Source organism: Iodobacter ciconiae, from assembly GCF_003952345.1.
GTDB classification, from domain to species: Bacteria; Pseudomonadota; Gammaproteobacteria; order Burkholderiales; family Chitinibacteraceae; genus Iodobacter; species Iodobacter ciconiae.
In genome coordinates this window covers 3,670,667-3,695,434 of sequence record NZ_CP034433.1, presented here as the reverse complement: position 1 = coordinate 3,695,434, position 24,768 = coordinate 3,670,667, and the positions used below count along the sequence as shown (strand labels likewise).

At 43.3% G+C, this 24,768-nt stretch carries 22 protein-coding genes; 12 read left to right on the top strand and 10 right to left on the bottom strand.

Going from position 1 to position 24,768, the window contains the following annotated elements; genetic code table 11:
- Positions 1-6: 6 nt before the first annotated feature.
- Both EJO50_RS16265 and rpsU read right to left on the bottom strand, forming a co-directional pair.
- Positions 7-450 (bottom strand): GatB/YqeY domain-containing protein, encoded by a 444-nt coding sequence (locus EJO50_RS16265; RefSeq protein ID WP_125975925.1) that lies wholly within the window; start codon positions 448-450, stop codon positions 7-9.
- A 163-nt stretch (positions 451-613) separates the two neighbouring features.
- On the bottom strand, positions 614-826 hold the full coding sequence (rpsU, locus tag EJO50_RS16260; protein WP_046350429.1) for a 30S ribosomal protein S21: 213 nt from the start codon (positions 824-826) through the stop codon (positions 614-616).
- A 175-nt stretch (positions 827-1,001) separates the two neighbouring features.
- Between rpsU and tsaD the strand changes: the two genes are divergently transcribed.
- Positions 1,002-2,015, top strand: a complete 1,014-nt coding sequence (tsaD, locus tag EJO50_RS16255) for a tRNA (adenosine(37)-N6)-threonylcarbamoyltransferase complex transferase subunit TsaD (RefSeq protein ID WP_125975923.1) — start codon at positions 1,002-1,004, stop codon at positions 2,013-2,015.
- Between the two features lie 62 nt (positions 2,016-2,077).
- Here the strand turns inward: tsaD and EJO50_RS16250 are convergent, their stop codons facing one another.
- Together EJO50_RS16250 and EJO50_RS16245 are read right to left on the bottom strand one after the other, a co-directional pair.
- Positions 2,078-2,728 (bottom strand): fumarylacetoacetate hydrolase family protein, encoded by a 651-nt coding sequence (locus EJO50_RS16250; RefSeq protein ID WP_125975921.1) that lies wholly within the window; start codon positions 2,726-2,728, stop codon positions 2,078-2,080.
- Positions 2,729-2,887: 159 nt separating this feature from the next.
- Entirely contained in the window at positions 2,888-3,814 is a 927-nt protein-coding gene (locus tag EJO50_RS16245) for a CobD/CbiB family protein (RefSeq protein ID WP_125975919.1), read from the bottom strand.
- 304 nt (positions 3,815-4,118) lie between these two features.
- Between EJO50_RS16245 and EJO50_RS16240 the strand changes: the two genes are divergently transcribed.
- Together EJO50_RS16240 and EJO50_RS16235 are read left to right on the top strand one after the other, a co-directional pair.
- Entirely contained in the window at positions 4,119-4,712 is a 594-nt protein-coding gene (locus EJO50_RS16240; protein WP_125975917.1) for a superoxide dismutase, read from the top strand.
- 291 nt (positions 4,713-5,003) lie between these two features.
- Positions 5,004-5,765 carry a YdcF family protein gene (locus EJO50_RS16235; RefSeq protein WP_125975915.1) on the top strand — a complete coding sequence of 254 codons (762 nt, stop codon included), beginning with the start codon at positions 5,004-5,006 and terminating at the stop codon, positions 5,763-5,765.
- Positions 5,766-5,919: 154 nt separating this feature from the next.
- Here the strand turns inward: EJO50_RS16235 and EJO50_RS16230 are convergent, their stop codons facing one another.
- From EJO50_RS16230 to EJO50_RS16220, 3 genes are all read right to left on the bottom strand, one after another.
- Complete coding sequence (locus EJO50_RS16230) at positions 5,920-7,095, bottom strand: outer membrane protein assembly factor BamD (protein ID WP_125975914.1); 1,176 nt, start codon at positions 7,093-7,095, stop codon at positions 5,920-5,922.
- Between the two features lie 140 nt (positions 7,096-7,235).
- Positions 7,236-9,113: a CHASE2 domain-containing protein gene (locus EJO50_RS16225; RefSeq protein WP_164521540.1), complete on the bottom strand. Its 1,878-nt coding sequence runs from the start codon at positions 9,111-9,113 to the stop codon at positions 7,236-7,238.
- 272 nt (positions 9,114-9,385) lie between these two features.
- Positions 9,386-10,807 (bottom strand): FecR family protein, encoded by a 1,422-nt coding sequence (locus tag EJO50_RS16220; RefSeq protein ID WP_125975910.1) that lies wholly within the window; start codon positions 10,805-10,807, stop codon positions 9,386-9,388.
- A gap of 41 nt (positions 10,808-10,848) precedes the next feature.
- Here EJO50_RS16220 and EJO50_RS16215 point away from each other — a divergent pair, with 41 nt between their 5' ends.
- The 9 genes from EJO50_RS16215 to EJO50_RS16175 all read left to right on the top strand — a co-directional run bounded on the left by EJO50_RS16215 (position 10,849) and on the right by EJO50_RS16175 (position 21,652).
- On the top strand, positions 10,849-11,532 hold the full coding sequence (locus EJO50_RS16215) for a Crp/Fnr family transcriptional regulator (protein WP_164521539.1): 684 nt from the start codon (positions 10,849-10,851) through the stop codon (positions 11,530-11,532).
- Positions 11,533-11,880: 348 nt separating this feature from the next.
- A complete protein-coding gene (locus tag EJO50_RS16210; RefSeq protein WP_164521538.1) occupies positions 11,881-13,107 on the top strand; it encodes a glycosyltransferase in 1,227 nt (408 codons plus the stop codon).
- Between the two features lie 147 nt (positions 13,108-13,254).
- Positions 13,255-14,298 (top strand): glycosyltransferase family 4 protein, encoded by a 1,044-nt coding sequence (locus EJO50_RS16205; protein ID WP_164521537.1) that lies wholly within the window; start codon positions 13,255-13,257, stop codon positions 14,296-14,298.
- The gene (locus EJO50_RS16200) at positions 14,280-14,612 is read left to right on the top strand and encodes a VanZ family protein (RefSeq protein WP_125975902.1); all 333 of its coding nucleotides are present in this window, start codon (positions 14,280-14,282) and stop codon (positions 14,610-14,612) included. The genes EJO50_RS16205 and EJO50_RS16200 overlap by 19 nt, the downstream gene beginning before the upstream one ends.
- A complete protein-coding gene (locus tag EJO50_RS16195) occupies positions 14,530-15,387 on the top strand; it encodes an ABC transporter permease (protein ID WP_125975900.1) in 858 nt (285 codons plus the stop codon). The genes EJO50_RS16200 and EJO50_RS16195 overlap by 83 nt, the downstream gene beginning before the upstream one ends.
- A 2-nt stretch (positions 15,388-15,389) precedes the next feature.
- Positions 15,390-16,577, top strand: a complete 1,188-nt coding sequence (locus EJO50_RS16190; protein WP_125975898.1) for an ABC transporter ATP-binding protein — start codon at positions 15,390-15,392, stop codon at positions 16,575-16,577.
- Complete coding sequence (locus EJO50_RS16185; protein ID WP_125975896.1) at positions 16,487-18,157, top strand: methyltransferase domain-containing protein; 1,671 nt, start codon at positions 16,487-16,489, stop codon at positions 18,155-18,157. Before EJO50_RS16190 ends, EJO50_RS16185 begins: the two co-directional genes overlap by 91 nt.
- 51 nt (positions 18,158-18,208) lie before the next feature.
- Positions 18,209-19,231: a glycosyltransferase family 4 protein gene (locus EJO50_RS16180; protein ID WP_125975894.1), complete on the top strand. Its 1,023-nt coding sequence runs from the start codon at positions 18,209-18,211 to the stop codon at positions 19,229-19,231.
- A complete protein-coding gene (locus tag EJO50_RS16175; protein WP_125975892.1) occupies positions 19,232-21,652 on the top strand; it encodes a glycosyltransferase family 4 protein in 2,421 nt (806 codons plus the stop codon).
- On the opposite strand, the gene EJO50_RS16170 is transcribed toward EJO50_RS16175, so the two are convergent.
- The 3 genes from EJO50_RS16170 to EJO50_RS16160 form a co-directional block, all read right to left on the bottom strand.
- On the bottom strand, positions 21,649-22,746 hold the full coding sequence (locus tag EJO50_RS16170) for an MraY family glycosyltransferase (protein ID WP_125975890.1): 1,098 nt from the start codon (positions 22,744-22,746) through the stop codon (positions 21,649-21,651). The two genes, EJO50_RS16175 and EJO50_RS16170, sit on opposite strands and share 4 nt — an antisense overlap.
- Before the next feature lie 69 nt (positions 22,747-22,815).
- Positions 22,816-23,640, bottom strand: coding sequence for a glycosyltransferase (locus EJO50_RS16165; RefSeq protein ID WP_125975888.1), 825 nt, complete (start codon positions 23,638-23,640; stop codon positions 22,816-22,818).
- A 122-nt stretch (positions 23,641-23,762) separates the two neighbouring features.
- Positions 23,763-24,734, bottom strand: coding sequence for an EpsG family protein (locus EJO50_RS16160; RefSeq protein ID WP_125975887.1), 972 nt, complete (start codon positions 24,732-24,734; stop codon positions 23,763-23,765).
- Between the last annotated feature and the right edge of the window lie 34 nt (positions 24,735-24,768).

Below are 24,768 nucleotides of genomic sequence, written 5' to 3'. Positions count from 1 at the left end.
CACAACTTAAGCTGCCATCCCCGCTTTAACCAGCTTGGATACTTCGCTCATATCAGCCCGGCCAGACAAAGCAGCCTTCAGATCGGCCATAATTTTACCCATTGCTGCAGGTGTCTTGCCATGCGCGGCAATCGCGGCAGCAACTGCTGCTGCAATCTCTTCCGGCGAGCACTGTTGCGGCATATAGGCGGCCAGCACCACGACTTCCAGTTTCTCTTTGTCGGCTAAATCCTGGCGATTTGCTGCCTCAAACTGCTGAATACTATCTTTGCGCTGCTTAAGCATTTTTTCAATTACGGCGGTGACCGCAGCATCATCCAGCTCAATTCGCTCATCTACTTCACGCTGTTTAATCGCCGCCAGCAAAAGACGAATCGTACCAAGGCGATCGGCCTCTTTCGCTTTCATTGCAGTTTTCATGTCGTTCTGAATTTGCAGTCTGAGAGTCATGGTCATTCCCTGTGATTAAATCAGATCGACGCAGGTTTATATGCAACGTCAGGCCCAGCATAAAGCCTGCCCGACTCTTCCGGAGCCTGCGGCAATCCAATTAAGTAGAAATGCTAAAAGGCCGCTCTAGGCGACCTTCCGGCATGCGCTGCTACAAAAACTCTTAGTAAAGTTTTGGTGGCAGTGTTTGGCTACGCAGACGCTTGTGCTGACGCTTTACAGCAGCAGCTTGTTTGCGTTTACGTTCAGCCGTTGGCTTTTCGTAGAATTCGCGTGAGCGAAGGTCTGTCAGCAGGCCAGTTTTTTCAACAGCACGCTTGAAGCGACGCATCGCAACTTCAAACGGTTCATTTTCTTTTACGCGTACGTTAGGCATCGAGCAATCCTGTTTTACGATGATCTGAAAGACCGAATCGTTTACATCAATCAAGGCGTAGCATTATCCATAAACTATTGTCACCTGTCAAAGCCCAATCGACTAACAGTGCTTTATAGATCTGCAACAGCCCGCTAATATAGCGCATTACCTTCCTTTTTTATAGAGTATCGGCATGCTGGTATTAGGCATTGAATCTTCTTGTGACGAAACCGGTATTGCGCTATACGACACCGAAGCGGGCTTGCTTGCGCATCAAATCCACTCGCAAATCGCCATGCATACCGAATATGGCGGAGTTGTGCCCGAGCTCGCTTCGCGTGATCACATTCGCCGCGCGCTCCCTCTTACTTCAGCCTGTTTGGCAGAATCAGGCAAAACACTGGCAGATATTGATGCAGTGGCCTACACCGCAGGCCCCGGGCTTGCCGGTGCGCTACTGGTAGGCGCTTCTGTTGCCAATGCTCTCGCATTTTCTCTGGGCAAGCCAGTAGTTGCCATACACCACCTGGAAGGGCATTTGCTTTCTCCGCTACTGGCAGACCCCGCCCCGCAGTTTCCCTTTATTGCTCTGCTGGTTTCCGGCGGACACACGCAGCTAATGGCCGTGCGCGGCATTGGCCAGTACGAAATTCTGGGCGAAACAGTGGATGATGCAGCGGGCGAAGCATTTGATAAATCCGCCAAATTATTAGGCTTGGGTTATCCCGGAGGCCCGGCACTCTCTAAATTGGCCGAGCTGGGTGACGCCAAACGTTTTAACTTGCCCCGCCCGATGTTGCATTCTAGCAACCTGGACTTTAGCTTTAGCGGCCTAAAAACAGCCGTACTGCAATTGGTAAGCAAACAGGACGAGCTTGACGTGCAAACACAAGCCGATATTTGCGCCGCATTTCAAGAGGCAGTGGTAGAAGTGCTCAGTAAAAAATGCCTGGCAGCACTGAAGCAAACTGGAATGAACCGCCTGGTGATTGCCGGCGGCGTGGGTGCAAATAAGCAGCTGCGTGCAGGGCTTGATGCTGCAGCCAAAAAACGCCGCTTTGAAGTCTTTTACCCGCCACTGGAGCTATGCACCGACAATGGCGCGATGATTGCCTTTGCAGGTGCACAGCGCTTGAAATTTGCCACACCGGCAGGCAGCTATGCCGTACAACCCCGCTGGGATTTATCCAGCCTGCCTGCGGTTTAAATTGAAAGCGGCGTGTAAAAAGGACTTTTGCACGCCGCATACATTGTTTTCAAAGCCCCCCCTCAAGCCACGACAAACTTCTCTTCGATTAGATCGCCCAGCGTCAGCCTTAGCTGATCACCCGAATGAAGCTGCCCGACCCCTTCTGGCGTGCCGGTATAAATTAAATCTCCAGCCTGCAGCGTAAACCGGCTGGAAATCCACGAAATCAGGGTAGCCACATCAAAGGCCATTAACCGCGTATCAGCATGCTGCTTGCTTTTGCCATTGATTTCTAAGGTGAACTCTAATTCAAACGGATTGCTAATCACGCTGGCAGGCACAAACTGCGTCAGCACCGCAGCACCGTCAAAGCCTTTGGCCAAAGTCCACGGCATACCTTTTTTCTTGGCTTCTGCCTGTATATCGCGGGCGGTTAAATCCAGCCCCAGCGCATAAGCTGCAACATGTTCCAGTGCGTTTTCCCTGCGGATATTTTTACCTCCACGACCAATCGCTACGACGAGTTCAGCTTCATGATGCACATCTTCAGACCATTCGGGTAGCTGCAATGCCTGGCCAGATTGCAGCACAGCAGAATTGGGCTTAATAAATACCACCGGCTCGCTGCCAATGCTGGCCCCCATTTCTGCAGCATGGGCAACATAATTGCGGGCAACACAAAAGATATTGTTCACGCGAAGGTCGGTTTGATCGATTCTGATACTAGGCACTGACAAATTCCTCAGAGAGTGGGCAAATGCCCGCTTTTAAATGAGCTCAAAATATGGCTAGAAACAGGCTACCGAAGCAACTTAGCGCATCAGCCCGTCATATTCGCATCGTTTTACCGGAGATGATCATGTTTCGAAAACAGAAGACTGCTCAACGATTTAAACGCTTCCCAACCATGAACCAAGGCTAAATAGTAAGACCAGTGCAATCCACAAAATAGCCGTGCGCCAGATCAGGCCCACAGCACTTGCCAGATAGTCTGGTGTAGCAGCCTCGCCTACCCCGAGTTCAGGGCGAAATTTCACGGTGTGATCCTGATGCAGCGTGTCACCCAGGCGCACACCAATTGCACCAGCACCACTCGATAACAAAATGCCATCAATATAATCCGACCAGCTTTGAGCCTGCGTGCGCCAGCAATAAACGGCATCTTCAAAATTGCCCATAATTGCAAAACTGGCTGCGGTCAGACGCACCGGCAGATAATCAAGCACTTCCAGCGCCAGTACCGAGAAGCGGCCAAACGAGCCCGAGCTGCGCCCCCACTTTTGCGCAAGTAAACTGGCTGAACGATAAAGCAGCGCCCCGGCCGGGCCGGCAAACCAGGCCAGCACCACAAACCAGAATAATGTACCAAATACATAACGATAAGAATCCGCAAGGCCCTGCTCGATAGCCATTCTGGAGACCTCATCCGCACTCATTTCGGAAGTATGCTGCCCGCTCCAATCTGCAAGCAAAACACGGGCGGTTTCCAGATCGTCAGCCTGCAAAGCTTTAGAAATCCCTGAAAAAGCATGGCTGAACTGGCGAAAACCCATCGTCAAATAGAGGATGGCGACATCCCAAAGCAGGGCAAACCCCACATTTACACGGCAAAGCAACATGTAAATGACGAGTGATACAATCAGCAGGGGCAACACCAGCAACAACCAGGCCCCCATACCATTACGAAGCTCACCTGCGTTCAAACCACGTTCCAGCTGGTTGGCAAGGCGTACAAAAGCCAGCGTAAACAGATTACGATTAGATAAAGGCCGGAACTGCTCCAGAGCCAGTGCAATAATAAGTGCAAGAATAGTCATTTTTAAATTCCCGAAGCCGGTCTTACCGACAACTTTTGCAGACGGCGAAAGATACCACAGCCAGCTGCTTGCCCCAAAACCGAGTGTTTTTACCACCTGGCACAACGCCTTTGCCCTGTTACTGCAACCATAGCGTAAGCATAAGTGGCTTAATGATCATTTGGCACAGATTAACGACTTAATTTAGCGAAAAGCTGGCAAAATACCGACACTCACTCAGTCGAACGCTTGAAATAAGATCGCTAAGTCCCAACATTTACTCAAGCTGTTTTACGCCTAAAAACATACCCCATCGGAGATCACAATGGAACACAAGCTACCTCAATTGCCTTACGCACAAGATGCACTTGCTCCATTTATGTCAGCTGAAACGCTGTCGTACCACTATGGCAAGCATCACCAAACTTACATTACCAATCTGAATAATCTAATCAAGGGCACTGATAACGAATCATTGTCACTTGAAGACATCGTTAAAAAAGCACCTGCTGGCGGCCTGTTCAATAATGCGGCGCAAGTTTGGAACCATACTTTCTTCTGGCTGGGCTTTAAACCAAATGCAGAGGCCGCCGATCGTGCTCCTGCTGGCGCTCTGGCTGCTGCCATTGATGCTAAGTGGGGCTCATTTGCCAAGTTTCAGGACGCTTTCAATGCTTCTGCCGCCGGTAACTTTGGCTCTGGCTGGACCTGGCTGGTTAAAAAAGCAGATGGCTCGCTCGATATTGTAAATACTTCAGCGGCGGCAACTCCACTGACAACGGCTGACACAGCACTGCTAACCTGTGACGTTTGGGAACATGCTTACTACATCGACTACCGCAACAGCCGTCCTAACTACCTGACAGGCTTCTGGAAACTGGTTGACTGGGATGTAGTAGCTGCACGCTTAGCGGCCTAACTGATCACCACGCAGGGATCTGTTATTTTTTGTAGAAATAGCGGCCCCCTTCCCTGCACCAGCATCAGCCTATCTATAAGCGTCTGGCGCTTACATACAACAGTATGTGAGCTCAGACGTTTTTTTATGCCTACCGGGTAAGCCGTTTATGCCTTCATACTATTCACCTGGATCTACAACAACCAGCCTTGCCTCGCATATACAACGCGATATTAACCTTTTTTTGCGTCCCAAAATTGCAAAGACCATCCCTTGCAAAAACGCTACCCATACCGTTTGAGCCTCCCCTAAATGCAAAATAAATACTTAGCACGTTTACAGGCATTCATCGGCAGCATCCTGTTAATTGATGCGCTGGTGCTTTTTAGTACCGGCAAATTCAATGTAGGCACTATTTTCCCAGCCATCTTGGGCCTGGGCCTATTAAGTTTCAGCTTAAAATATGCCAGTTGGCAGCGCTGGCTGGCGGCCCAAAGCTACCGGCAACGCTTATGGCCCTGGTTTAAACTCTTTTCGGCCTTCTGGCTGATATCTTTGCTGGCTTTTTTCTACAAACTTACCGTACCTGACCGCATTCGGCACCAGCCCTCTACTCTGATTGTGCTCGGCTCAGGCCTAGATGGCACACAGCCCAGCCCCATGCTGCGTGCCCGCCTTGATACTGCGCTCATTTATGCCGCTCAATATCCTAAGGCGCAACTTGTGGTTTCGGGGGGGCAGGGCTTTAGTGAGGAAATCAGTGAAGCCAATGCGATGCAGCGCTATTTACTAGCCCACGGCGTTGCTCCGCAGCGCATATTGCAGGAAGACCAAAGCACCAGCACAGAAGAAAACCTGCTATTTAGCCATCGTCTGCTAAAAACCAAAGCAACAGAGCCGGTACTGATTATTACCAACGATTTTCATACTTTACGCGCATCAAAAATTGCCAGAAAACAAGGCTTTCCGATTGTAGATTACGCCTCAGCACCTACACCACTTGCGATACGCTACAACGCCTGGCTGCGCGAATACTTTGCCTTTACCAGCTCCTGGCTATTGGGTGAGCTTTAAAAATCAATTACAAGCTGTCAATAATCTTACATCTATAAATCACTACCGACCGGCAAAAGCACAGAGACAGCCAGAGCACCTGCTACCGGGCATATCAGCGAGATGCTCGACGCATTAAAACTGCCTGCCAGTGGTCTATGCCCCTACCCACCCCTTAAAAATCCTGCTTATAAGAGAGTGAAATCAATTTTTTTTGCCAGGAAAACAGCGGCAACCTGTCGCTTTGCTCCTGATAGAGATATTCCAAACGCCATCTGCCCAGCCGCTGACTATTCCACTGATAAGCAAAAGAGGCATGAGTTTGCACACTTTGTCTTAGCTGATTGTATTCAAGCAGCGGGCTATACCCCTGCTGATCCTGGGCAATTCTGGCTCGCAATTGCAGCTCCAGGCTATGCGAACCCCGAGGGTAAATTATTTTGCTGCTCAGCTCAGCACTGTATTGATTACCGCCAGGGCGTTGGGGAGAAAATTCGAATCCCAGCTGGGCACGGTTATCCAGCCACAGATCCCGCCACTGGCTGATATACTGCCCTCGCCACTCGCTATGCAGGCTTTGATAGCGGGGAGCAATATCTACAAACTGTGCACGCAATCGTAATAAGGATTCGATACGGGCAATAGATGGTAAGCCGCGGTATTCCAGCAACATACTGCTCTGATAAGACTTGCTACCCAGCCAGAATTGCTGCAAACCTACTCCCCAGTTACTACGTACTTGCGGCTGCCAGAATCCACCAAACCAGCGCATGCTCTGGCCACTTTGCGGCCAGCTTTGTACTGCTCCGGCATGCAAAGCCCACTGCTGACCACCGGGCGGGGTTGCCATCGCTTGTACTTCTACCCCGGCCAGCCAGCCAGATCTTGGCAAGCTGCTTTGATCGACTTCCAGATTAAAAACACCATCAGGTAAAGTCACCTCCAGCCAGCGCTTGGAGCTGCCCTGATCCAGATTACTATCCCTTGCCACCCAGCTTTGCAGCTGTCCCTGCCATTGAGTTTTTTCGGTACAACCTTGTTCCATTTTTTGCCGGATCAGATCACTAATGGCATGTGGCAATACCGGCAGGGCACGCAGTTGCCGCTGTAGATCACCCGCTCTGGTAAAGTCTTCCAGTTGGCAATACGCCAGCATTAAATCAACTTTAGCCCCCTGATGATTGGGGTTAAGCTGCAGTACCTCTTCTAATAACCAGCTGGCCTCCTGCCATTGCTGCTGATTAATATCATTAATGGCCTGCTGATATAACTCATCCCCGGCCCGAGCGAAGGCGGCAGGCTGATATATCGCTTGCAAAATAGTCATCAAAACGAAAGGAAGGAGGCGCATATATTTATTGTATATGCTCAGAATCACAAATCTATAAATTTACTTGCTTGATTCTGATTGCGACAATAGAATTTATTGTAAGAAAAATATGAAATTGTAAGTATGTAAAAATAGCCCCCCGGAGCACAGCAGCAATATCACTAAGGCAAGCGATAAACCTGTTGTACCCCTCTGCGCCCTTTTAACGACACAGTGCCATATAGCTGCAAAGGTGAGTAGGACAATTGGCGCTCGGTGTCTTCCCCCACCAGTATTTTTTCATTGTGCAAACTCGCCAGGTTTTGCAAACGGGCACAAACATTCACCGCATCACCAATGGCGGTATAGGTACTGCGAAAGGGAGTCCCCATATCCCCCACCACCACAAACCCTGTCTGAATACCAATATGTATCTTGATCTGCTTATCCGGGGCAGCACCTTGGTTGTGCTGATCCACAGCCTGCTGCATGGCAATCGCCGCATTAAGCGCCCGGCTGGCATGATCACTTTGAGCCGCTGGCGCTCCCCAGAATGCAAACAGCGCATCGCCCATATATTTATCCAAAGTACCCTGCTGATCCAGCACCGCCTGGGTAAGCAGCATCAGAGCATGACGGGTGTAATGCGCCAGCTCTTCGGGAGGGAGCCGCTCGGCAATACCAGTGTATCCCTGCAAATCAGCAAACAGACAGGTGATTTCTACCCGATGCGGCAACATAATAGACTGGCTATTATGGCCAATCAGCTGATCAATAATGGCCGGCGGCACATACTGATGAAAAGCCAGATAAAGCTGTCGCCGCCCCTGCTGGGCATACCACCACTCCAGACCGCCCTCCAGAATCAATAACACCACACCGCCAAGAAGCGGAGCCAGGGCATTGGCCCCAACCTCCTGCCCGGTGTAGCCTAGCCACAGCAGCCAGGCCATCAGCACGGCAAATCCCCAACTCAGCCGCAAAGCATTACTGCGCCCGTGCAAAAAAATCACCCCAAGTAATAAAGCAACCCAAACCGTCATAATGTTGGAAAAACCAATCACCAGCACGGGCTGATTTTGCTCTAACTGATCAAGTGCCTTAGATAACCACTGTGCATGCAGCAACATACCCGGAGTACGCCCCCCCAGAACAGTGGCCACATAGTCGCCAAGGCCCAAAGCGCTGGAGCCCACAATCACCAAACGATTACGCAATACGGCTACCGGCGCTTTGCCTGTCATAATCTCGCTGGCAGAGATTGCAATATAGGCTTCGGCCTTGCGCAAAAAAGAAATGGCTGCCATACCGTCCCGGGCCACAATCTGCTGGCCCGATAAACCTTCCAGCCATTCAATTTTGCCACCGCCAGCTTGCAGCGGCCCCTGCTGCCCCAGCCAGCAACGCAATAAAACAGGGGCAAATGCAGGATAGAGTTTCCCCCCATACTGCACCAGCATACTCTGGCGCCGCACTACGCCATCCGGATCAGCTGTAATCGCAATATGGCCCACACAGGGAGCCTGGGCTGCTAGCCCGGAATAATTGGCCAGAAAACCAAAAGCAGGGGTTGCAGGAATATCAGCCCAGGGCATTGCTGCACTCAATTGCCCGACTTGCATGCTCTGGCTGCGGTCAAAACCAAAGGTCTGAGCTAAGGTCAGCTGCCTTGCTGCCGCTAATTGTGCAATTTGCTGATCACCTAATAAATCACCATTTTCAGGAAAAATCATATCAAGGCCAATATGCGCCACCTGATAATGTTGATTTAATTGCTTAAGTAATTGTGCCATTTGCTGCCTGGACCAAGGCCAGCGCCCATATTGAGCAAGTGATGCTTCATCAATATCAACCAATACAATACGCTGCTCTGAAATACTTATCAGCCTTTGTTTAATTAATTGATCATGGAGACGATCTAAAAGATCAAAAGGAAAAGGATATGCATGGCCGCGCGGCATAGCTACCCATATAACCAGGAAAGTGCTGAGCACAAAAAATAAAATACGCCCCAGCCATATCAGATGAATTTTTTGTAGAATTGATTTAAAATTTATCATGCAGAGCCGATAAAAAATCATTAAACAGAAGGGAGAGCATATAAAAAAATAACAATCTGCCAGCCATTATTTTATTAACTCATAAAACCAATAAAAAATAGATTAATTTTATTCAGATTATTGATGACAACCACAAAAAAATGTCAGCTTACATCTAAAAAACTGCTGATCTATTTTTTATTAATTCAAAGACTAAAAACCAATATTTTTATTAAACACCGGGCAATCAATATTTAATCAGAATATCATAACAACCTGATTAAACACCGTCATTATTTTTTACGTAACCAATAAGTCCCCCCGCTCAAGATCTCGTTATTATTTGTAGGCAAATAATAAATATAGCCCGCTTCACCTGCATCCTTACCGGATACAACCCCGCGCAGCTGGGCCTCACTCACTGCACCATTTAAAAAATGACCATCAGATTCCACGGCTCCTTTTACGTTAAGCGAAATATCTCTGCCGGGAGCCGCTAATAAAAGATGTGTATTAAACGTTTGTGCTGCAAAATTAATCTGCAATGAAGACTCTTTCGCCATAGTTGCAGAAACTGCACCATTGAGCGTATTCACAATAATGCCATCGTGCTTGGCCATTTGAAAATTAACCGCCCCCAGCTCCGGCCCGTAACGGGCATCTGTCCTGTCCCGGGACATAACGTAATAAACCCCGGCATTAACAAGCTCCTGCCCATCCTTATAAATATCGCCAAAATTTGCCGTGGCTGGCAAGCTGGCCAGCGTTTGCCAACGCCCCCAATAAATACTGGGGATAACCGGGGTAAGAGCAGGCGGGATAAGCACAAGCGGAGGAATATCTACATCGGGGGGCATAGGTACAGGAATAGGCAACAGCGTATTTTCAGCCGGTTTTACAGATGCCGATTTGGCTAAAGAGCCATCAATCACACTATTACTATTAGCCACTCCCCTGGCATTACTTAAATCTGCAGTATTCACCTGTGTTTGCTCTACGCCCAGCGCCGCCGCTTTAGGAGCCCCTTTCTGGGGTTCTTTGGATGCCTCTTTAGGTAGTTCATTCAATAATTCTTTTTGCAGTACCGGAGACGAATCTTTTTGCACCGCTACCGTCTGCCCGCGAATCACTTCAAGCATATGAGCTGTCGAAGCAAATAACTCACGAGAGTTAGAACCCTGGCATGGCCCGCCCATTTCTATGCTGCAGGCTTTAGAAAAAGGCTCAATAACCACCCCACCCTTCTGCACCGCCACCTGGGTTGCATGATCATCGGTAAACACCACAAAATCCGTACCCCGTAAGCCAATAGCTGCAACAGGCGTATTCAAGCGATACTTATCTTTATCTTTTTGTACTTCCTGCCCGGTCACAGAGCGCATCAGGCCGGATTTAAGCTGCAGCTTAAACTGCGAGCCTCTGCTGCCTGCATGATATTGCTCGATCAATAAAACACTATCAGGCCGGACAGCAATAAAGCCTTTATCGAAGGTACGGATATACACACTGGTTTGCTCAGCAGTATGCAATTCATCACCTTCACGCAGGGCATCCCCCTTGGCAATCATCTGCACCTGGCCATTGCGATGAAGCGTCGGTTGTCCAATAACTGCGACAACTGTCCCCATATTTGCCAAATCTTGTGCTAGAACACTATGCGGTGCTGATAAAAAAACAGCGATATAAAAAAAATATTGAGCGACTCGCTTCAGCATTATCTTCCCTCCTCAGGCCAAATCATCTTCGGGAAATGCTTATGACACGTCATCCTATTTACTCTTTGGAGTTTTTTTCAGGTATTTCGGAAAATATCTTAACGTCCATTGCATCCGATTCTCAGCTTAGGACAGCGGTTCGCAACCAGCAAGTGATAACCAAAGGCTCTCTAGGCGACGAATTATTCTTTCTCATCAAAGGCCGGCTACAAGTTACCGATGTAACCGAAGACGGCAGAGAGCTCTGTATCTACATCATTAATGAGGGCGAATACTTTGGTGAATTGGCAGTAATAGACGGAGGCTCACGCTCAACCAGCGTCGTCTCGATCGGCGATGCAGAGCTCATGACCATGAGCCGCCATACCGCATTGCAGCTTATTTATTCTCACCCGATTCTGGCCGAACGCTTAATGAAAAAGCTGGCCTATCTTGTACGGCTTTCATCACAAAACCGCGCCATGCTAAGCATCCAAAACCCCTATCAACGAATTTGCACCGTCCTTACCACGCTGATACGCACCTTACCCGGCAATTTAAAAATCATCGAACTCCCTCCACAGCAATCACTTGCCGGCATGACCAATTGCAGCCGGGAAACCGTATCCAGAGCAATAGGACAGCTACTTAATACTGGCATCGCAGAAAAAGACCGAAAAACACTGATTGTGCGTGAGCCTGAACGCTTACAACATATCGTGCAAGGCAAAATCGCCACAGAATAGATAAACAGCACTCAGCAAAAATTAAAAAAATACATATAAAAAAAACACCCCACAAAACCTTATAAAACAAATAGTAAGCAAAACTGGCGGATAAAAATTAAATAGTAAGGCTCAAAAAAATAACAGCACACCACATAAACAGAGGCAGAAATTTTCTTGTAATTATTAAATTCGATTACTAATATAAAAAAACAAAAATTGCCACATCAGAAGCTGGCCCAACTTAAAAAAATAAGATCAAACCATGCACCATCATTTGTAAGAAATCACTCTGCCTTGTTTGGCCATTCAAAAAAAGAGTACAAATCACAGCTTTAATAAAATAACAAACTTATAAGAGTTATGTTTATGAAAATAATACACCTTGGAAAATTTTACCCGCCAGAGTATGGCGGAATAGAAACAGTCACCTTTGACCTAGTTGAAGGCTTGAATGACCAGGGTGTTAAAACAGATGTACTCTGTAGCAATAAAGGAACAGAAACAAAAGTTGATTTAATTAACTCTGGCTATCAGGTAATCAGAGCAGGTACATTAGCGGTTATAAATTCAACCTCTGTCTCGCTGAAACTGATCAGCGAACTGAAAAAATGCATCCATCAATATGATGCAATACATATCCATTTACCTAATCCAATGGCCAATCTAGCGATCTGGCTAATTAGACCTGATTGTAAAGTTTATCTGCATTGGCATAGTGATATTGTTAAACAGAAACATATGTTAAAACTATATGCCCCCTGGCTGAAATGGCTAATCAACCGCGCTGATGGCATTGTGGCTACATCACAGCAATATGCTGACTCATCAAAATGGCTGATACCCAATATGAACAAAGTATCTATCATTCCTATTGGAGTGGCAGACCGGAGTAAACATTCATCCGGGGTATTCGTTAAAAATATCAGATTAGAAAATAAAAACAAAAAAATAGTTTTATCAATAGGAAGGTCGGCGGCATACAAAGGCATTCGCTACCTGATCGAAGCCTGTAAATATATTAATGATGATATTGTAGTTTTAATTGGCGGGCCAGGAGTTGAGGTATTTCTCCCCCAGATAAAAAAATTAAAATTAGAATCTAAAATAAAAATAATCGGAACAATACCAGACCAGCAATTAGCCTCCTATTATGCAGCTTGCGATGTTTTCTGCCTGCCTTCTGTTTATCGCTCGGAAGCCTATGGCATCGTACAAGTAGAAGCAATGAGTTTTTCAAAGCCGATTATATCCTGTGATATTTCCGGTTCAGGTGTTTCCTGGGTAAATGAGCATGAAAAATCAGGGCTGCTCGTTCCCCCGTCAGATCCCTTGGCCCTGGCTCAGGCGATTAATAAATTATGTGAAAATGATGCACTAAGACAACAAATGGCACTTTATGCACGCAACCGGTTTGAGCAGGAACTGACCGCCGAAAAAATGGTAAGTAAAACAATCAGAATGTACAAAGAAAAAATGCCTGTATTTGTGAAAAATAAAGTTGAATTATTTGGAGCAGATATTGTTGAGGTGTTGTTCAGAAGTGAGCCGGTACTGAAAACCGGGAAAATAAAGCAAAAAGAAAGCACAAACTAATCAAAAATCTGAATCCATTCTAAATCAAACAACATCATCTATTTATAAAGATAAAAAATGGAAAAGATGAATATCCTATTTTCAGCCCAGGGCATGATCCCCCCCCTAACAGGAATAGGGCGCTATGCAACCAGCTTATCCAGGGCTATGCAGCAATTTGATACAGACGTTGACCTGGATTACTACCAATTTGGGCGTGTTAGTAAAAAAACAAATAATGAATTTTTGCTTTCAAAAATCAGAAACATGGTTAATCGCTTTCCTGCACTTAAATCCTATCTCAGAAAAAAATATCACATCAGCCATGGCAGACATATCGTCAGGGCCAAAAATTATATTTATCATGAACCTAATTATATTCCAACCGTATTGCAATACCCCTATCTAGTCACAGTACACGATTTGTCTCATATTATTAATCCAGAATGGCACCCGGTTGAAAGAGTGCGTTTTTTAAGCGAACACTTACCACTTACCCTGGAAAAAGCAGATGCTATTTTTGTGGTTTCTAAATCTGTAAAAAAAGAACTCACCCGCTGGATGCCGGAAGTCAGTAATAAACTGCATATTACTTACAATGGAGTGGATCACACAAGGTATTCACCAGAATCTTGTAATAAAAATATTCTGGATAAATATAATCTTTTCAATAAAGAATATTTTTTATTTCTGGGAACAATCGAACCCAGAAAAAAAATAGAAGATTTACTCATCGCCTACCAAATGCTGGCACAAAATAAAAAAACATCTCTGCCCTTAATTATTGTAGGAGGAGTAGGCTGGAAATGCGAAGATATACTAGACAGAATTAAACACAGTAAAAATGTACGCTGGCTGCAATATGTAACAGAAAAAGATTTGCCAGCCCTGTTAGCTGGCGCGCGCTGTATGGTATATCCCTCAGCCTATGAAGGATTCGGCTTGCCGGTATTAGAAGCAATGACGGTAGGCACCCCGGTTATTACCACCTCTGGCGGGGCTATTCAGGAAATCGGCGGCGCCGCACCTTTTTATTTTCATAAAGGGGATATAGAAGGCATGGCAGAACATATGAGCAATATCGCTATTGCCCCGGAATGTGCCTGTGATCATATTACAGAAGGCTTAATCAGATCGAGTTATTTCACCTGGGATCGATGTGCATCCAGAACACTAAACACCTATAGAGATGTATGGGCCAATCACTATTAAATACAGCGCTGATTACAAGCATTATTCTGCTTATTGTTGCAGGGTCTTTTTATAACCTTCAAAAATACATCCCCATAAACAATGACAAAATCATTCACTTTTTTGCATATTTTATTCTCAGTATTTTACTAACACCATACGCCAGCAGCATTAATATTTTTATATTTCTATTTTTAATGGGGGGCAGTATCGAGATTATTCAGCCATTAGCTGGCAGAAAATGCTGCATTTATGATCAATTGGCCAATACCTCAGGGATTATCTCTTCAATCCTGCTCGTTCATCTTTGGGGAGTATTTTTTGGAAATCATTAAAAGAATTTTTGCCAGCCGCTGGCTTTTACATGCAATGGTCAGCCGGGAAATTAAATCCAGATACAGTGGATCTATACTGGGTATATTCTGGCTTTTTTTTGCACCTGTATTAATGATATTGACCTACAGCCTGGTTTTTGCAGATCTAATGAAATCCAGATTGCCAGGTGTGAGCAGCCATTACGCATATACCATATATCTGACCAGTGGCATGCTGGTATGGCAATATTTTTCAGAAGTCGTAAACAGAGGCAAATTATTTCTGGTTGAAAATGCAGGTTTGCTTAGAAAAAATAATATATCAAAAATTATTCCACTGATCTCTGTAGTCACTATTGCCCTGGTCAATAGCCTGATTCTGGCAGGGTTTTATTTTATATTTCTAATATTACTCAATCTGTTCAGCCTGCAAATACTGGCGGTTTATCTATTACAAATATTAGTTATTACCCTATTTGCATTCAGTATTGCAGGCCTGCTTGCACTTGCCCATGCCTATGTAAGAGATGTTGGGCAATTTGTTGATGCCTTTATGCAAATACTATTTTGGGCAACTCCTATTGTTTATGCCCCGCAAATTTTACCTGACTGGGCAGCCCGGTATATCTACCTCAACCCCGTCTACTGGATATCACAGCTGGGGCAACAGATTGTATTAGATTGGCCTGTCGCTTGGAACTGGCTGCTAAATGCATTCCTATTATCTATTGCCTTATTTTTAATATTCTATTCTTTGTATTCAAAAAATATACAAAGAATAATGGATGATTTATAAGCATGGCACTTATTAAAGTCAATAACCTGTCCAAATGCTTTCGCATTTATCCTTCACGGCGGCATAAGCTAGCCTCATTATTTGGAATAGATAGCCACTCTATCCAAAAATGGACACTAAAAAACATCACATTTTCTATCGATCCTGGTGAATCTGTTGCAATCATTGGCAGAAATGGCTCTGGAAAAAGTACATTACTCAAAATCATCTGCCAGACATTACACCCGACAGAAGGAGAAATTATAGTAAATGGCCGGATTGGTGCCCTTCTGGAACTAGGTATTGGCTTTCATGAAGAATTAAGCGGCAGAGAGAATGTATATATTTCCGGCCAGTTACTCGGAATGAGCCGTCATGAAATAGAAATAAGAATGGAAGAAATTATTAATTTCTCCGAGTTAAGTGAATATATAGATATACCATTAAAAAAATATTCCAGCGGAATGCAGATGCGTTTGGCATTCAGTGTTGCAACAGCACTAAGGCCAGCAATATTAATTGTAGATGAAGCACTATCGGTTGGAGACGCGTATTTCCAGCACAAATGTTTTGACCGTATTAAACAATTTCAAAAATCAGGCACCTCCTTATTATTTGTTTCGCATGATCCGCTGGCCATTAAAACATTGTGCGAGCGGGCTATATTAATTGATAAAGGAATTATGCTGGCAGATGATCACCCTGCCGCTATTCTTGATTACTATAATGCACTGATTGCCAGGGCAGAAAACAATAAAATCAGCATTGATGAGGGTGTGAGATCCGGAAGCGGAGAAGCTAAATTAACAGCTGTAGATATCTTTAATGAAAATGAGCCTGCACAAGTTGTTTTATCCGGCAGCAAAATAAAACTACGTGTCAGTTATAAAGTTATCAAAAAAATACCAGATTTAACTATCGGCTTTTTAATTAAAGACCGTGTAGGCAATGAAGTGTTCGGATCCAACACCTATGTATTACAAAAAACCCCGCCATTTGTGCAGGGAGGCCAATATCAGGTAATCTTTGAATTACCCGATTTCAGGCTTGCTGCGGGTAGCTACAATATTAGTGTTGCACTTCATTCATCCTATCATCATCTATCCAATAATTATGACTGGTGGGATCATGCCGCCACAATTACGGTTATTTCCGAGCAAATATTTGCCGGTGTGGTCCGGCTGGATACTCAATATTGCGAGTTAATATGAAAACATTAGATGATATTATTAATTGTGTTCAAACTTATGCACATAGCCAGGATAGATCTGCACCCGCTTATAAAATAGAAGCTGAAAACACACAATATACTCTGTTATGGCAACCCGATTCACTTCGGGAGCTAGTTGCTATCCGTAACCCATATTTATTTATTTTCTTTGCATATCAGGCTATTTTAGGGCGGGCTCCTGACCATGAAGGAGAACGTCACTACCATGATTTATTAACCTCTGGCAGAATCAGCCTGCGAAAATTTGCATTACACATGCTATCAAGCACAGAATCAGCAGAATCCAGATGCCAGATAAAAATTAATAAAATAGATCGGTGTCTGATTATTCTGGAAAATAAAATACTTTCTCTGTGGCGCGGCAGAAAAGGAGCGGGGCTGGTTGGTCGCCTGCATGATAGCCTAATAAAATTAAGCACCTTTAATACAAAATATATTCAGCGTAATGCAACGATATCCAAGCAAAACTATGATATAGAAATAAGCCAGGAGAAAACACGGTCTGCATTTAACCTTCAGCAACGTAAATTCATCAGTCAAATAGAAACCACTTATCATGATATAACATCAAACATTACAAAAGCGATTGATCAGAAAAACAACCAGTTTGATATTCAGCAAAAAATATTGAATGAAACTATAGCCAGCAATGCCTTGCTGATACAGGATCAGTTTAAAGAAAATACAGAATTACTTAATAAAACACTGGAAAAAAACAATATTATAATTAATCAGCTGCTCTGTAAAAATGAAGAAAAATTAGCATTTATGGCTAATACCAGTATACTCAATGGCCAGGCTTCACTCTACCTGATCGAGCGTATTCTTAAACACCATGAAAATACAAACAGCACAGAACATACCGCAGCTCGATTGAACACAGCCAGTGCTTCATTTGATTCAGAAATTGATAGCTATTATTTAGCCTTTGAAGCAAAATTCAGAGGCTCGGAACATGAAATAAAATCCAGGCTGGAAAAATACACCCCATATATTGAAACATTTCTAGAATCCAGCCAGGCTACTTTACTTGATATCGGAATGGGCAGAGGGGAATGGCTCAAACTTATTTCCGATAAAGGTTTAAAAGCCCAGGGTGTAGATCAAAGCGAAGAAATGATACATCATTGCCGGGCAATAGGCCTGAGTGTAGTGCATGCAGATGCCTTGAATTATTTAATTGGCTTGCCGGATCAATCATTAGGCGCAATCAGCTCATTTCATGTGATAGAGCATCTTTCCTTTGATGTCTTATTTAATATATTAAAAAATGCCTATAGAACCTTATTACCGGGTGGTGTATTAATACTAGAAACGCCCAATCCGGAAAACATCTTGGTTGGCAGCCATACCTTTTACCATGATTTTAGCCATAAAAATCCTGTTACCCCGGCTAGCCTGCAGTTTCTGGCCGAATACCATGGCTTTAAAGATTGTGAAATTTTAAGATTAAATCCTTATCCCGAATCTGCAAAAGTGCCAGGTAATGATTTATTAACCGAACGGGTAAATGGCCATCTTTGCGGCCCGCAAGATTATGCATTAATTGCAAAACGATAAGCATTTAAAAGCAAAACATACTGTTAAATAGGTATACCCCGGGAGCCCTAAATGCGAGTCATGCTAGCTGCCAATATCACCCCTTTTTTACATGGGGGAGCTGATTATCATATTCAGGGTACGGCCAATGCATTAATAGCAGCAGGCTGCCAGGTAGAAATTCTGCGCCTGCCATTTACCTTTTCACCCGCACAATCTATTCTTGATTTAATGCAATGGTGTAAAACCTTAGATTTAAACCAGCCCAATGGCTATAGAATAGACCGGTTAATCAGCCTGCAATTTCCCTGTTACGGAATCCATCATAATAAACACACAGCATGGATTATGCATCAGCACAGAGCCGTTTATGAGCTCTATGAGCAAAGCCCTGCCAAACAGCCTGAATTAAAAAATGCAATTGAGCAATTTGATTGGCAATCATTAAGCCAATGTCATCAGCGCTTTGCAAATTCCAGGCGTGTTGCAGCGCGGCTTTATCAATATAATCATTTAACTGCCACAGCCTTGTATCACCCGCCTCCTGCATATCAAGCCTTTCATCCAGCAGAAAATTTAGGCTATATTTTTTGTCCCAGCCGTATTGAAACATTAAAGCGCCAGGATTTATTAATTAAAGCACTAGCTCTGGCGCCCGAATCTTTGCCCATTGTCATTGCGGGCACTGGCGGGCAATCAGAGCAGCTTAAACAATTAATTAATCGGCTGGGCCTGAATGAGCGAGTGAGAATGCTGGGGGCAATTAGTGAGGCACAAAAAATAGCCTATTACGCCCATTGCACTGCCGTATTTTTTGCTCCATTTGATGAAGACTATGGCTATATCACCCATGAAGCCATGCTCTCTGGCAAACCGGTCATAAGCTGCACAGACTCTGGCGGACCTTTAGAATTTATTGAACACGAACATACAGGCTGGATTATTGAGCCTAACCCTGAAGCCATTGCCGAAATATTAAACTGGATTAGCCAGCATCCCGATCAAACAGCAACAATGGGTAAAGCAGCAAAAGCAGCATGGCCCCAATTTGGGATCAGCTGGGATAAAGTAGTTAGCCAATTACTGGAGGCCTAATTGAAAGTAGCTATTGTTGCTCCAAGCGGAGTGCCCTTTGTGTGGGGAGGCGCTGAAAACATATGGAAAGGCTTGTGGCAGGCTTTAAATCAGCAAGAAAACATCACAGCAGAGCTTATTAAACTGCCCAGCCCGGAACATGATTTCTGGGCCATTATTCAAAGCTATCAGAACTTTGCCAAGCTTGATTTAAATCACTTTGATTTAGTGATCAGCACCAAATATCCTGCATGGATGATATCCCATCCACGGCATATATTATTTATGCAGCACACACTGCGTGGCCTATATGATACTTATCCAGAAAATTTAATAAAAAATATTGATTATTTAGCAAAAAAGCTACCTGATCTATATCATTTATTAACCCTTAAAAATCCAGATAGAATTAACCTGACCGAATGCTTTGATGAATTAAAAAACATAAAAAAATTACAGATACTAAACAAGGAAGATACCGCTCTGCCCGGCCCGTTATTACGTGCTATCGTGCATTTTTTTGACTCTATCGCCTTAGCACCAGGGCAAATCATGCGTTATACCGCAATTGCCCATGAAGTAGCCAGCCGCCAGGAATACTTTCCAGATAAAATTAAGCCCGATGTACTCTACCACCCCAGCTCATTACCTCAAAAGGATGTCATCGCCAATACGCAAACTAGCCCGGCCATTTTCACCGCCAGCCGCCTTGATACGCCTAAACGAATTGATCTGCTCATTAAAGCCTATTGCAAATCAGGCGTAAAAACACCATTAAGAATTGCAGGAACCGGCCCACAAAGCACCGAGCTGGAGCAGCTTATTCGCAATCATCCCTCCATTAGCTTACTTGGTCATATATCCGAGCAGCAATTAGCCCAGGAATACGCCAATGCCCTATTTATCCCCTTTATACCCAAACATGAAGACTTTGGCCTGATCACCTATGAAGCGATGATCGCTGGCAAAGCCGTATTAAGCTGTACCGATAGTGGAGGAGTAACCGAATTAGTAAAAAACATGAAAAATGGCCTAATTGTAAACCCGGATTGTGATGATATTGCCGGAGCAATTCAAAAACTCTGCTCAGATCCAACTCTTTGCTATCAGCTGGGGCAATCTGCTTATAACACTGTAAAAGAAATAAGCTGGCCTGCATTGGCTAAAGAATTATTAAATCTGCAAAAGCAATACCAGCCCAAAATTATGGTACTCAATACCTTTCCCATCTATCCCGTTATAAGTGGTGGGCAGGCACGGCTTTATCATCTTTATTCCGGGCTATCCATGCTCGGCTATTCAATAGAGCTCCTGAATTTAGACTTTAACACCAGTACAGTTCAAAGCAGACACTTAAATAAAAACTTTATTGAAGTGTTAATCCCGGTAGGAGATAAATTTAGAAAAAAACTGCGTACCGAAGAAAAGCGGTTAAATATATCCTGTGTGGATTGGCTAGCCGCCAGGCACCCGGAATTATTAACAGAATGGCAGGCAGAAATCAAACGCCGCGCCCCATGGGTCAGCTTAATTGTCTGCAGCCATCCTTATGCATATCCGGTAATGAAACAGGCTGGTATAAAAAAGTGGCTATATGAAGCACATAATGTAGAAGCAGATCTTAAAGCACAGATTTATCAGCGACACCCCGAAGAAGCACAGCAAATCAAAGAATTGGAATTGCAATGCGCGCGGGGTGCACAGCATATTATTTGCTGCAGCCATGAAGACAGTACCCGTATGCAGACACTTTATAAACTTCCGGCTCATAAATTCAGCACTATTGCTAATGGTGCGGACACTCAAAATATTAAATATCTGGATCAGGCAGGCCGAAAAGAAGCACGGGTAAAAATGGGGCTGGATCCTACAAACAATATATCGCTCTTTATGGGCAGCAATCATGGCCCCAATATAGAAGCCGTAGAACAAATTCTGATAGCAGCAAAGCAGGATTTATCATTGCACTATATTATCCTGGGCAGCATTGCGCAGGTATTTAAGAAAAAGAATATTCCAAAGAATGTACGGTTTTTAGGCACGGTCAGCCAGGCAGAAAAACAACTCTGGCTACAAATCGCATCCATCGGATTAAACCCAATGCTAAATGGATCAGGATCAAATTTGAAACTAATCGAATATGCTGCAGCAGGGCTGCCAATTATTAGTACAAAATTTGGAGTGAGGGGAACCAGATTTGAAACCGGAGTGCATTATATAAATGCAGAGTTTCTGCCCGCGGCAGTAGCTGACACACTTAAAAAAACAGATCTGCAATTAGACATAATGACAAATAAAGCGATGGAATATGTAAAGAACGAGCTTTCATGGCAAGGTTTAGCAGATAAATATAGCCATGAAATTAAAAATAATATATTCAAAAATAAAGAGGAAAGCCTCCAGCCTCCCCCTGTTAATCAGACATCCAGCCTCCCTGGCTAGCTATCTTTGTTAATCACCATCCACTGAGGAATTTTAAAGTTAATAATCATTTTATATAGCAAAATATAGCTAACAACAAACAGCAAAACAAAGCCTAATAGAATATATGGACTTTCCCAAAATATAACTGCAGGAATAGCGGCAAGGGATGATAAAAGCCATAAATATGGGGCAGTCAAAGCATTTCGCTGCACTTTATAACGCGCAGTATCTTCACCTAGTTGCAAACGTACTACTCTTCTATAAATAAGTGTATGTAAATGAATACCATCAGGCAGCCCCGGTGAAACGCCTTTTACAAATTTACGGCGATAAATAGTAAATAAGGTTTCAAATACCGGGTAAATACAGAGCAAAAATGGAAACCAAATAGAAACACTAGAATGCCTTGCCATCAGCAGCACAGATAACTCTGCCACCATAAAGCCGACAAAATACGCCCCACCATCACCTAGAAATATTAAACCTCTGGGATAATTCCAGAGTAAAAATCCCATGCAGCCGCCAATCATACCCATATTAGCAATAACCAAAAGCCAATCACCTAAGACAAAAGAAACATACGCCAGGCCAGCAAAAATCATCATCGCTACAACAGCAGATAAACCATTAAATCCATCAATAATATTAAATGCATTTGCCACACCAGCTACGGCAAACATGGTAAAAAATAATGAAACAACCGTAAATTGCATCAACAAATCAATATAGGGCACATCCAGGCGAACAATTCCCGCACCTAATAAGAAATAGCCCAACAATGCCGCCAGCATAGTTAAACTAAGGCGCATTAATACCCCGACCTTTTTAGTTAAATCCTCAATTAACCCACCTAAAAAAGCCGGCAAACTAGCCACAATAAGTAAAGCAAATGATGTAAACCACAGCGTCTCTTTAATCGCCCCCGCCAATAAAACCGCCAGCATCCCCATCATAATAGAAAGCCCGCCAATCCGCGGTACAGAATAAGCATGAAACTTCTGCACCCCACCCAAATCATGATCGCCAGAAATATGCCCGTGCAAATGATCAAAATGAATCACAAGCATAGTGACGATAGCAGAGGTTAGGAATGCGAGTACCAGATAAAGCATGGGATTACCTAAAAATTTGAAATTCAATATCAAAAGAAAATTGAATAAATATTAACTCAACTAAAGTTGTCACCTTAGTATTTTGGTATAAATAAATGATCTAACACCAGATGGCGCCAAACGAACAGGAATTCTAATAGCTAAGTTTTTAAGCAGTTGCAAAAAACTAATAAAGCCAAGCTTATAAAAACCATACTGGGCATTGAATTCATGCTTTGCGTACTTTACCCCGCCTCGGCGCTTATGCATATCACTACCAGCACGCATATCAACTAATACCTCTTGAATATTATCTGACACAACCCCAGCAGAAAGCATTCTCACCCACAAAGCATAATCCTCATACAAGTAATCATCCTGATAACCACCACAGGCTATAACAGCAGATTTCTTAAACATCACGCACGGATGGTTGAAAGGTGAACGAGACCTAGCACTTTTTGCAATATCCATTGCCTCTGGCACTTTTCTAATAACACCAGCATCCCCCGGAGCAACAATAAACTCTTCAACCCATCCACTTAATAGAGCTAATTTGGGGTTTAAAGAAAATTGTTGTAGCTGCTTTTCAAATCGCTGAGGTCTATTTATATCATCTGTATCACAACGGGCAATAATTTCATGCTTACATGCATCTAAACCTAAATTTAAAGCCTTCCCTAAACCAATGTTTCTCTCAATTTTTACCGACTTTATTTTTAGCACTGAACGATATTTTTCAATAATTGAATATAGATCATCTGTTAATGGGCCATCTTCTACTAAAACAACTTCAGATGCCATTAATGTGCTATGAAGTAATGACTCTAGAGCCAGCTCTAAACTTGCAGGTGATTCTCGAATATAAACTGACATTAGAACTGAAAAACATCTAACAATTGAATCACTAGACACAAAAAACTCCTATTAAAAAACTTCTACTCATGACTTGGATTCAGACCAATTATATATTCTTTAAAAATATAAAAACCACATCATTTATAAAAAAACCATTGACAGCAATTATATTAATACAATTAAAAACCAATAAAATTCAATGTATTACTAGCAAGAAATGTTGGCATCGAAACAATGATAACAAATAATAAACGCATAGTCTTTTTCTCCTTAAAGTTTTTTTCTATAAAAATAGATAGATAAAAAAACAGTACCTGCAAAATAAGCAAACCTATCCTAGCCGCCTGATCAGGGGAAAGAAAATGTAAACCTATAGGAGCAACAATTAAAAAACCAAAAATCCTTAAATCCTGCTTTCTATTCAAATATTTATTTACAAGAAAAACAAGCAAAGAAAAAATCAAAGAGATTATAAAATAATAAGCGCCATTACCTCCACCTTCCGCAGTCATTGACTTCTCACCCACTCCTACACTCATAACAGCAGCTGAAACTAAAATTGTAACCAAGAGCAACTTTATTCTATATTTTCTTAAACACACGGGCAGAATAAACAAAATAGTAAAATTATGAGAAAGAACAGAGAGTACAAAAGATATAGCACTTTTCTTTGAAAAAATAGAACTATAGACACATGAAAACGAGTAAATTAAAAAACAAGTAGATAGGAATTGTCTATATACATTTTGAAACCCTAAAACAGAAGGAAAAAAAACAAAAAAAAGCAATACGACATACAAAGGCAATTTAAAATTCAACACCGACTTATATATCAAATAAAAAATCAATACATCTAAAAAAATAAAACCAAGTTGCTCCACCCCACTAAACATATAAACAATAGTAGTAAAGAACCACACAACAGGCTCTTTTATATAATATAAATCCGTAAAAACTAACCAACCTAATTTAACTGTAGAATAATAAGTATGAAAATCATATACAGGTTCAGAAAACCTACTCGAAATTGAATAAAAAAGCAATGTGCAGAAAATATAAAATTTAACAGGAGTAGAAGTCCATCTACTATTTATTAAAAACACAAAGGGCCCAAGAAAAACAAAGATAAACGCTATTGATTTTATTAACATTAATCATCTCAAAACTCAGTTAAATTCACAAAAA